This window comes from Pinirhizobacter sp. (assembly GCF_036499745.1).
Lineage (GTDB): Bacteria > Pseudomonadota > Gammaproteobacteria > Xanthomonadales > Rhodanobacteraceae > Pinirhizobacter.
The window spans coordinates 1-10,768 of the sequence record NZ_DASYDG010000040.1 but is presented as its reverse complement, the minus strand read 5'-3'; the positions used below and the strand labels follow the sequence as shown (position 1 = coordinate 10,768).

The 10,768-nt window shown below is 61.0% G+C and carries 9 protein-coding genes; 7 read left to right on the top strand and 2 right to left on the bottom strand.

From position 1 onward, the window contains the following. The 4 genes from VGM61_RS14380 to VGM61_RS14365 form a co-directional block, all read left to right on the top strand. Positions 1 to 3,858: filamentous hemagglutinin family protein (locus tag VGM61_RS14380; RefSeq protein ID WP_331523518.1), on the top strand; the 3,858-nt coding region annotated here is incomplete at its 5' end. A gap of 336 nt (positions 3,859 to 4,194) precedes the next feature. Beyond that, positions 4,195 to 5,547 (top strand): substrate-binding domain-containing protein, encoded by a 1,353-nt coding sequence (locus VGM61_RS14375; RefSeq protein WP_331523517.1) that lies wholly within the window; start codon positions 4,195 to 4,197, stop codon positions 5,545 to 5,547. Between the two features lie 146 nt (positions 5,548 to 5,693). Beyond that, positions 5,694 to 5,900 (top strand): hypothetical protein, encoded by a 207-nt coding sequence (locus VGM61_RS14370; protein WP_331523516.1) that lies wholly within the window; start codon positions 5,694 to 5,696, stop codon positions 5,898 to 5,900. Positions 5,901 to 6,059: 159 nt separating this feature from the next. After that, a complete protein-coding gene (locus VGM61_RS14365; protein WP_331523515.1) occupies positions 6,060 to 6,839 on the top strand; it encodes a hypothetical protein in 780 nt (259 codons plus the stop codon). Positions 6,840 to 6,849: 10 nt separating this feature from the next. Here VGM61_RS14365 and VGM61_RS14360 read toward each other — a convergent pair whose 3' ends face one another. Then, the gene (locus VGM61_RS14360; RefSeq protein ID WP_331523514.1) at positions 6,850 to 7,155 is read right to left on the bottom strand and encodes a helix-turn-helix transcriptional regulator; all 306 of its coding nucleotides are present in this window, start codon (positions 7,153 to 7,155) and stop codon (positions 6,850 to 6,852) included. A gap of 82 nt (positions 7,156 to 7,237) precedes the next feature. Here VGM61_RS14360 and VGM61_RS14355 point away from each other — a divergent pair, with 82 nt between their 5' ends. Together VGM61_RS14355 and VGM61_RS14350 are read left to right on the top strand one after the other, a co-directional pair. Beyond that, positions 7,238 to 8,332, top strand: a complete 1,095-nt coding sequence (locus VGM61_RS14355) for an NADH:flavin oxidoreductase/NADH oxidase (RefSeq protein WP_331523513.1) — start codon at positions 7,238 to 7,240, stop codon at positions 8,330 to 8,332. Between the two features lie 203 nt (positions 8,333 to 8,535). Next, positions 8,536 to 9,516 (top strand): alpha/beta hydrolase, encoded by a 981-nt coding sequence (locus tag VGM61_RS14350; protein WP_331523512.1) that lies wholly within the window; start codon positions 8,536 to 8,538, stop codon positions 9,514 to 9,516. A 57-nt stretch (positions 9,517 to 9,573) separates the two neighbouring features. Here the strand turns inward: VGM61_RS14350 and VGM61_RS14345 are convergent, their stop codons facing one another. Next, on the bottom strand, positions 9,574 to 9,990 hold the full coding sequence (locus tag VGM61_RS14345; protein ID WP_331523511.1) for an Abi family protein: 417 nt from the start codon (positions 9,988 to 9,990) through the stop codon (positions 9,574 to 9,576). 614 nt (positions 9,991 to 10,604) lie between these two features. On the opposite strand from VGM61_RS14345, the gene VGM61_RS14340 reads away from it, so the two are divergent. Beyond that, complete coding sequence (locus VGM61_RS14340) at positions 10,605 to 10,727, top strand: VOC family protein (RefSeq protein ID WP_331523510.1); 123 nt, start codon at positions 10,605 to 10,607, stop codon at positions 10,725 to 10,727. Positions 10,728 to 10,768 lie beyond the last annotated feature (41 nt).

Here is a 10,768-nt window from a genome sequence, read left to right as displayed (position 1 = left end):
GGCATCTGGAACGGCTCGATCAACCTGAAGAACGGCACCGTGGCCAGTGGCGCGACACCGGGCGGTGGCGTCGCGGACATCACCGCCGATCCGTACTACCAGCCACTGCAGGCACCGTTGCAGAACCAAACCGCCGACTACTACGCCAACTACGAGGGTTATATCGGCGAGATCGGCGACGGTGTGGGCAATCGCAAGTGGGCGTATCAGTTCCAGGTAATGAATGGTTCGATCGTAAAACACTTCCTTGCCTATAGCCCGACGACCCTGCTTGCGCCGCAACCGGGCGTGTATGGCACCTACGCCGAGTACGCCGCGGCCTACCAGTCGTGGTTGTCGGCCAACTTTGGCTCGACGAAGAAATCCACCACCCCATCACCGCTGCTGTTGCCGATCGACGACGACTACGGTCTTTACACCGCGGATTACTCGCAGTACATCACCGGTCACTCGACCTATTTCAACTACGTATTCTCGAGAGTCGGCAACGCCGCTGGTAGCCAGCTTTTCTACGCGCCGTTCGCCCCGAAGTCCGACGCCGCCCCGACGGGGGGTGGCACCGGCAGCACGATTCCCGTTCCTGCCAGCGTGGCCGACAACAGCCCGTCCAACATGCCTCGCCTGGGTAGTCCCGCGTCGCTTTCGTCAGCCACCCTGATGGATGGACCAAGCAGTTCGTACCGGCTCGTCGCCGGCGCTGACCTGGATGCGGTCAATCCGCTTGCTGTCGTTACCGATGGTACCGGCGACGTTACGCTGGACGGACACTTTGCCGTTGTCGACTCGCTAACCGATCCCGACGTCGTTACACCTCACAGCCCTTACGCGGGCAAGACCCTGGTGTTTCCGACTACCGTGCGCACGGGCACCGGGTCCATCGACGTTGCCGCTGGGGACGACATCCAATGGCTGGACCAGACGGCACCGGCAAACATCTATACAGCCGGCACGCCCGAGGCCGGGACCAACGCGGGTACGGGGGTGAACGTGTTGCGCCCTTCGGAACTGGATTCCGGCAGCGCCAACGTACCTGACATGCTGGTGACCGGCCTGGTCAATCCCGATCACGCCGGGGATATTTCCCTGTCGGCGGGTGGAGACATCGACAGCATCGCCAACGCCATCGATGGTGAGGGCAACATCACCAAGGGAGCGAAGGGCAGTAGCATCGAGCAGTTCTGGTGGCCATGGATGCAGACGGGCAATGCCGCCGATGGTAGCCGTTCGTCAATCAATTTCGGCAACTTCGCGCAGGGCGTGATGAGTGTGGGCGGTAATGTCGACGTGGAAGCCGGCGGCGACATCAGCCAGCTTACAGTGTCGTTGCCCACCACCTGGATCGCCAACGACGATCGCTCGGCCATCACCACGATCGGACATGGCGACCTGCAGGTGCATGCCGGCGGCGATATCCTGAGTGGCAATTATTTCGTGTCGAAGGGAACGGCCGACATCGACGCCGGTGGGCGAATTGCCTCCGACTACAATTTCACCATCAAGGGCCTGGGCCCGCAGGGGTCGGCGATAACGTCGTCAGTCTCCACGATCATCGGGCTGCAGGATGCGCAGGTTGACGTACGCGCACGACTGGGAGCAGATCTGGGCGGTGTGTTCAATCCTTCTTACTACAGTCAACCCGACTTCGCGCGTCTGCTGCCAACCGGGCACGCCGACAGCCAGGCGTTCAGTAGTGATTCCTCGCTTGCAGTCATCAGCACCGGGGGCGATATCACGCTTGGCAGCGTATCGGTACCGGGGGCGTTGTTTAGCCAGGGGGCGCAAAGTGGCGTCGCGGGGCCAGTGCTTCCCTCGACCGTGGAACTTCGCTCGCTGTCGGGCGACATCGACGTCCTGAGTGCAGGCGAACTGTATCCTTCGGCCGCCGGGAACCTTGGTCTGTTTGCCGATGGTTCTATCGAGTTCTCCAGGCAGACGGTTGCCGATAGCGTATCGACATCCTTCGGACTGATCGACGTCCCATCTGAGTCCCTGCCGACTCCGCTGGCGCCGGTCACTGGAGTGGCTGGATCAAACGGATACATCAACGTGACGGGCGCGCCACCGTTGGCGACCGGGTCGGCGCTTCCGCCCCTGGATCGAACTGACAATGCGCCAGTGCAAATCTACGCATTGAACGGCGATATCGTCGATGGCGTCACGGCCCCGAACGGCCTTAATTTCCTGTCCCTGGTGGTGTACCCCGGCAAGCAGGCACTGATATACGCCGGCCGGGACATCGCCGATCTCTCGTTCATCGGCCAACACCTGCATGATGCGGACATCACGCGCGTTGCCGCCGGCCGCGATATTTACGATACCCCGCTGGGCAGCGCCGCGTGGGATCTCTACGTTACTGGTGGCTATCAACTTGTACCGTCGCTGTTGCTTGGTGGCCCGGGCAATTTCCTTGTGGAGGCCGGCCGCAGTATCGGGCCACTGAGCAACGAGAGCGAGATCACCAGCAGTTCCGTCAACAAACCGACGGAACTCACCGGTATCCAGGCGGTAGGCAACCTGTATCAGCCGAATCTCCCGCATGAAAGCGCGGACGTAAATGTTGCTTTCGGTGTGGGACCTGGCGTGGCCACCAAGGATTTCATTGCCCGCTACGTGGACAACCCCGACCAGGCCGATGGCTTCGGAGACGCCACGGCGGATCTCATCGCATTCATGGAGCAGCGCGTCGCCGGACAAGTCGTGGATACGGGGCTGGTGGTGGACAAGAAGCAGGTAGCCTTGTCGCCTGAACAGGCCCGGGCGCTCTTCGATACGCAGCCGGAATACGTGCAGAGGCTGTTCGCCGAGAAAGAACTGTTCAAGTTCCTGGCTAAGGTCGGCGGCGACTACAACGACGCTTCCAGTCCGTTCTTCAACAAATACCAGCGTGGATATGCGGCGATCGATACCCTGTTCCCCGCATCCGATGGCTATACCGCCAACGGTGCGGGTCTGGGCGGCCTTAACGGCGCCGAGCAGACCGTCGATACCGGTGACCTGGATATCCGCAGCTCCACCATCCAGACCCAACAAGGTGGTGACATCACCATCGTAGGTCCCGGCGGACAGGCTTTGCTTGGCAGCACCTCGGCGCCACCGCAGATCGTCGATGGGCAAGGGAAGGTTCTTGCCGGCCCGAACACGATGGGCGTGCTTACGCTGGAGCAGGGCAGCATCAACGTGTTCACCGACCGCAGCGTGCTGCTGGCGCAAAGCCGCATTTTCACTGAGCAAGGCGGCGACCTGGTGATGTGGAGCTCCAATGGCGACATCAATGCCGGGCAGGGCGCGAAGACGTCGTCCGAGATCCCTCCGCCTACCTACCAGTGCACGTTCGAGGCTTGGTGCCGGATCGATGCTCGCGGCGTAGTAAGTGGCGCCGGCATTGCTACGCTGCAGACGATTGCCGGCGCGCCGGCAGGTGATGTGTTCCTGATCGCCCCGCGCGGCACCGTGGATGCCGGTGACGCAGGCATCCGTGTAGCGGGCAACCTGGTGATCGCCGCAGCCCGCGTGGCAAATGCCGACAATATCCAGGTGAAGGGCGAAGCCGTCGGCGTGCCGGTGACCGCGCAAGTGAACATCGGTGCACTCAGTGCTGCCAATGCGGCGGCCAGCGCGGCGTCGAAGGTGGCCGAGGACGTTGCACGCAAGCAGCAGGACGACGCCCGCGACCGCATGCCGTCGATCATCTCGGTTCAGGTGCTGAGCCAGGGCAACAACGGCGCGAGCATCGACGGCGGTGACGACAAGCATGCTTACGACCCCGATAGCCCCGTACAGGTGATTGGAGCCGGGCGGCTTAGCGCCCGCAGGCAGTCGTCATTGACGCCTGCCGAACGTAGCCGGCTGGCGGAGTAATTATTTATCCGATAATGTCCATAAGTTAACCAGGTGTGACCAGTGAGATATATACTCCCGCTAACGCAACGAGCGGCAAGGGCTAGCGGTCGCAGTATCTGCCGAAATTGTGTAGGTGCTGAATTACAAACCAGATTTCAATGAAGTGACTTCAGTGATGTGGTTGGCGCATTTATAGTGAAGTTAATCATTGTCACTGCATCAACATAATATCGGACACCCCACCGTAATTGGCTGGTTATCCACCCTGGGCATAGTTGTCGAGCCTTCAATTCGGAAGGCTTTTATGCAAGGGGATACACCATGATCAATGGACTTTCCATTGGGGATACCCGCATGAAGTTGCTCGCGGGTGCGTTGCTGATCGGTTTCGCTTCGCTCGCCAGCGCGCAGAGCTCCATCGTTGTCGGAGGCGGCGCGACGTTGCCGGCCTCCGGTTACGCCGGTGACACCACCACCCGCCTGCAGGGACCGCTGCACTCGCCCGCCACCGGCCAGGGCACTCTGCTGGGTGAGTACGCCGCCACCCAGGCGTCCACGCTGAGCGTTTCCTACTGCCAGACCGGCAGCGGCGGCGGCAAGAACATCCTCGCCGGCAACCAGCTCACCGCGTTCGCCGTGAACGCCGATTGCGTTGCTTCGCCCAATCCAATCGGCTTTGGCGCCACCTCGCTGGGTGAAACGCTCGCGCAGCCGCACTTCGTGGGTTCGGATTCGCCGCTTGCTGCTACCGATCTGTCGAACTACGCCGCTGGCCATACCAGCGGCCAGCCGGTGCAGATCCCGTCCGTTTCTGGCGCCATCGCCATCGTTTTCAGCAAGATCGCCCATAACACGGCCACCAACGTGGACGAGCCGCTGCCCGCGCTGAACCTCACCGAGGCTCAGGTTTGCCGCGTGTTCTCAGGCAACGTCAAGACGTGGAACGATGCGAACCTTGCCTCGGCGATCCCGTCCGGCTACACGGTGTCGGGTCCGATCAAGATCGTCTATCGTTCGGATGGCAGCGGCACCTCGTTCGCCTTCAGCAACCATCTGTCGAAGGTCTGCGGTTCGGCCGTCGGCACTGGTGGTAACGGCTTGGCCACCGCGTTCGTGACGGACCAGGCATTCACCACGGCTGCCTCGGCTTACCTCACCACGTATTCGTCTTCGGACGGAGCTTCAGGCAACCCGGGCGTGATCACCGAGATGCTCAAGCCTGCCAACGACGGCGCCATCGGTTATGCCGAAACCGCCAATGCACTCAACGCCGGCGTGCTGTTCGCTTCGGTCTCGACCCGCGCTGCTCCGACGGTCTTCATCGACCCGAGCACGTATGGCGGTACCGTGCTGCCGGTGAGCGTGACCTATGACAAGGTGATCAGCAGCGTCAATGGCTTTGGCCGTCCGGTGCTCGGCAATTCTGGCTTTACGACCCAGTGCATCGGCATCGTCAACCCGGAAGACTACGCTGAGCCGACCACGGGCGATTACCCGATCGTCGCGGTGTCCTACCTGCTGGCCAATTCCGCGGCCAACGGCCTGGACGTGGACCACGTGCGTGGCGTGTTGTATTCACCGTACGACCCGGCGGTGACCCCGAATGTGGCCACCATCGGCGAGTTCACCGGCCTTTCGTTCCTGAGCATCAACGGCGTAACCGACCCGACGCAGATCCAGACCAAGATCAACGGTTGCGTCAACTAAGCGACGGACGAGTTTGAAAGTATTGGGGTAAGTACGCGCGGCGTTGGTCGCGCAAAGGAGGGCCGCCCCCGGCCCTCCTTTTTCCCGCTTGAAATCCGTACAGGCAGCCGCGTACGCTCGGCGGACCCCAGCCGCCGGAGAAGCTTGTGCAGATCACTGTCCACGACACCTTCGGCCGACTTCACGGCATTCTAACGACCGATGCCGACACCGCGCACCCCCGCTGGTTCCTGCAGGACGGAAATCGCGAGCTGGTACGCGTAGGCGACGACATGTTCATGGTCATCGACCAACCCAATGCCGAACCGCTTCGCGTTGTTCGCGCTCCCGCGGATAATCCGGCAACAGCCTGACGTTCGCAGTACCTCGGCTATACGGCTAATGCCCGGCTTGTCGCCTGGGTGATACGTTGCCCTGGCTGGGACTCGGAGAAAGAGGTGGAACTGGCACCCTGGGGGACCTGAGCTATCTGGGCGATCTCGGCCGCGGTTATAGCTAGTCGGGGATGGTCTATGAAAAGGTTACTTTTCAGCGGGATGCTTCTGGCATGCCTGCTGCCATGCGTTGCCATGGCGCAAAGCGTATTCGACGGTACCTGGAAAATCGACGTCGACAAGGTGCAGGTCTCCAATAAGCCGATGGTCATCACGCTCAAGGATGGCCAATACACCTGCAATTGCACGCCGCCGATCAAGGTCGCGGCCGATGGCATGGATCATTCCATCACCGGCGACCCGCGCACGGATACGGTCTCGGTGAAAGTGGTCGACGAGCACACGGTGATCGAAACCGGAAAGAAGGATGGCAAGGTCGTCTACACCGAAACCACAAAGGTGGCGGCGGATGGCAAGACGGCAACGTTTGAATCCACCTCCAACCGTCCAGGCGGCGAATCACACGTGAATGGCACCATGACACGCGTAGCTTCCGCCCCCGCGGGTTCGCACGCGTTGGCAGGTTCCTGGCACACCTCCAGCTTCCAGAACGCCTCGGACAACATGCTGGTCTATACCTACAAGATCAATGGCGACACCGTCGCCATGAGCAACCCGCGAGGCGAGTCGTATACGGCCAGGCTCGACGGCAAACCGGTGCCCTTCACGGGCGATCCGGGCACCGATATGGTCGCCGTGAAGATGGTCGGCAAGGCGATGCAGGAGACGTCCATGATGAGCGGAAAGGAAACTGCCGTGGCGAAGATGACGGTATCGCCCGATGGAAAAACCATGACCACGGTGGTGACAAACAAGCCGGGCAATCGCGAAGTGACCCTGGTGGCGATGAAGCAATAGGGCGTCTCGATCAGTCGGCAGACTGGGCCAGGATGGCGGCGAGCAATCCGGGGAAGCGGGCATTCAGTTCGTCGCGGCGAAGGGTGTTCTGGTGCACCGTGCCGGCCCCGCGGGTATGCACCAGGCCCGCGTCACGCAGGATGCGGAAATGGTGGGACATGCTCGATTTCGGACGGCCGCCGTCCAACTCGCCGCAGGTGGCTTCGGTCACGCGGGCCAGGTGCCGGACGATTTCCAGGCGGGTAGGGTCGCTCAGGGCCTGGAATACCCGTTCCAGGGCGAACTGGTCGACAGTGGGGTGCTTGTACGGGCGCATGGCGCAAATTCTAGCGCTTTTGACCTTTGCTCGATAGTTCGATTATTATCGAACATTAGTATTACTACCGAGGAATCGTCCCATGGCCTCCCTGTTCGATCCGTTCCAGCTCAAGGGCGTCGCCCTGCGCAACCGCATCGCCGTGCCGCCGATGTGCCAATACACCGCCGAAGACGGCGTGATCAACGACTGGCACCAGGTGCACCTGGCCAGCATCGCGCGCGGCGGCGCGGGGCTGGTGATCGTGGAGGCCACGGCGGTGTCGCCGGAAGGCCGCATTACCCCAGGCTGCGCGGGCCTGTGGAACGATGCGCAGACGGCGGCGTTCGTGCCGGTGGTACAGGCAATCAAAGCTGCCGGCGCCGTCCCGGGCATCCAGATTGGCCATGCTGGCCGCAAGGCCAGTGCGAACCGTCCGTGGGAAGGCGACGACCACATCGCCGCGAGCGACCCACGCGGCTGGCAGACCATCGCGCCATCAGCGGTCGCCTATGGCGGCGGCTTGTCGAAACTGCCGCAAGCCATGACCACGCAGGACATCGCTCGCGTGCAGGCGGATTTCGTCGCCGCGGCCGGACGCGCCCTGGAAGCTGGCTTTGAGTGGCTGGAATTGCACTTCGCCCATGGCTACCTGGGCCAGAGTTTCTTCTCCGCGCACTCCAATCACCGCGATGACCGCTACGGCGGCAACCTGGAAAACCGCAGCCGCTTCCTGCTTGAAACGGTTGCCGCCGTGCGCGAGGTGTGGCCCGACCACCTTCCGCTTACCGCGCGCTTCGGCGTGATCGAGTACGACGGACGTGATGATGAAACTCTCGCGGAGTCCATCGAGCTCACCAAGGGTTTCAAGCAGCGCGGCCTGGACATGCTCAGCGTGAGCGTCGGCTTTTCAACGCCTTCGGCCAATATTCCCTGGGGGCCGGCTTTCCTGGGGCCGGTCGCCGAACGCGTGCGCAACGAAACGGGGCTTCCCGTATCGTCGGCATGGGGCTTCGGTACGCCGGAGCTCGCGCAGCAGGCGATCCAGGCAGGGCACCTCGACCTGGTGATGGTGGGACGTGCCCACCTGGCCGATCCACACTGGCCGTATCAGGCCGCGCGTGCGTTGGGCGTGGAGCGTCCATCGTGGACGTTGCCGCCGCCGTATGCGCATTGGCTGGAGCGTTACGCGGCTTGAGCCTTCGGGTGTCACGCGGCCCGTTCGATACGTCGGACGGGCTGCGGCGTTGCCTGTCGCTGACGAAAGCGTAACCCAGGGCGCCGGTAGACTCGCCTCATCGTGTTAGCCATGCCGTCTTTCTACCTATGAACAACACCAGTCGTACTGCATCTTTCGCTTGCTGCCTGGCTTTCGCCTGCTTGCTGGTTTGCCTGCCGTTAATGGCATTGGGCCAGGTGTCGACGGGGAATGACTCCGGCCCGGTGTACGGAGCGGAGTTGCAGGGATTCGACTATCCGTATCCCGTTTCGTACTACACGTTCCAGTCGCAGCGACAGGAACTGAAGATGGCTTACATGGATGTCGCGCCGGATGCGAAAGCCGCCAACGGGCGCACGGTGGTATTGCTGCACGGAAAGAACTACTGCTCCGCTACCTGGGAGGGAACCATCAAGGTACTGGCCAAAGCCGGGTATCGCGTGATCGCCGTCGACCAGATCGGCTTCTGCAAGTCGAGCAAACCCGCCAGCTACCAGTTCAGCTTCCAGCAGTTGGCGAAGAACACCAACGACCTGCTGCACTCGCTCGGCATACATGAGGCCACCGTCATTGGCCATTCCACCGGCGGAATGCTCGGCATTCGTTATGCCTTGACCTATCCGCAGGAAACCCGCCAGCTGGTACTGGTGGATCCGATCGGTCTGGAAGACTGGAAAGCCAAGGGCGTGCCACCTATTTCGGTAGACCAGTGGTACAAGCGTGAGCTTGGCACCACGGCCGAGCGTATCCGGAACTACGAGAAAAGCACTTACTTCGCAGGCCAATGGCGCGCTGATTACGATCGTTGGGTGCAGATGCTGGCGGGCATGTATCGCGGCCCCGGGAAAAATGTGGTGGCGTGGAACTCTGCCTTGCTTTACGACATGATCCTGACGCAGCCGGTGGTTTACGAATTGCCGCAGTTGAAAGTGCCCACCTTGCTGATGATCGGCGACAAGGACACCACGGCGATCGGCAAGGAATACGCGCCGGCGGACAAGCGGCCCCTGTTGGGGGACTATCCAAAACTGGCACACGCGACTGTTGCAGCTATTCCAAAGGCGACGCTCGTGGAGTTTCCTGATGCAGGACATGCACCACAGCTGCAGGATCCAGACGCGTTCCATGCGGCTCTATTGCCAGAGATGCGGACTGTGCACTAGTAGAGAGACGAACGGTCGTGCCTTCTGCCACTCAAGATATAAGTATCTGCAAGCCAATCAGCTGCCGAGCTTTAACGCCAAACGGACTGTGTTTTCCAGTTGGGCGCAATTTGCATCGAAGCCAAAGGCACATCTGGATGTTCTAGTCGGATCGGTATGACCGAATGGCCCATAGGCGTGGCCGATCTCATACGTTATGGACGTCCTGAGCGCCACTTCGATGCGCTCGATGGCATCAAGAACGAGCAGACGCAGCTTTCGATCGAAAATATAAAGTCCGGCGACGTCGTTGAACTCAGTGCCTGGGCGAAAGCTCTCCCCTTCTTTAAAGGGAAGGAAGTAGGCGCTCAATCGGTAGTAACTGACGCGGCGAAGCCAGTGCATGGCTCGATCAGGATTGGCAACGCGCAAGCCCCGCTCCTGGAGCTGCATCAACTGATTTGGGAAGCTCAGGGCTGCTTTGGGGTAGTGCATACATCAACCAAATAAAAACCCGCCAATTATGCGCATCTCCTACCGAAGTAGGGCTCAGCGTGGCGGGTGTGTTGGCTGGAATAGTACGCAGTCCGATAGTTCGGGGCAAGTCAGATTGGGCCGTGTACGGCTGTAAGCCTACCCATCATCCTCCATAGTGTGCGACTTCGGTCTCAAGACGTATTCTAAACGCACCTGCGCAGCCGCTTTCGACCGATATGGGAAGTACCTAGGAATGGAATCAGCCCTCCTGGAACTGCTCCGCAAGAGGCGGTCACGCCTGATGAAGGCGTACGTCGTCCACGTTATCTGGTTCCTGTCGATGTGCGTATTGGGGGCAGCGGATGTAGGGCGGAGTGGCGTCCTCATGGCGTTGTTGTTCACGTTGGTCACCGTCCCCCCCGTCCTGGTCTACACCTTGCTCGTGCACAACACGTGTCGTGCGATTGACCCGCGATCGCGCACTGCCGGCATTCTGCTCATCGTTCTGTTCACCATATTCCTGACCCCATTCGAATCGGGGCTCATCCTTCCAGCAAGGAATCTTTTGATATCCCGTCGTATTCTTCGTGCATGGGATAAGCCCAAGGTTCCATAGGCCACCCGGAGGACCTATGTCGACGAAGCTCGTAGGCGTTACACCGCTCATACAAGTGTTCGATATGCCGGCGTCCGTGGAGTTCTACCGGGACAAGCTGGGCTTCGAAGTGGTCTCTGCGTCGCCCGTGGTCGGTTAGGAGGAACCCATGCTCGTTGAATCGTGTATGCCCGTTGTTCC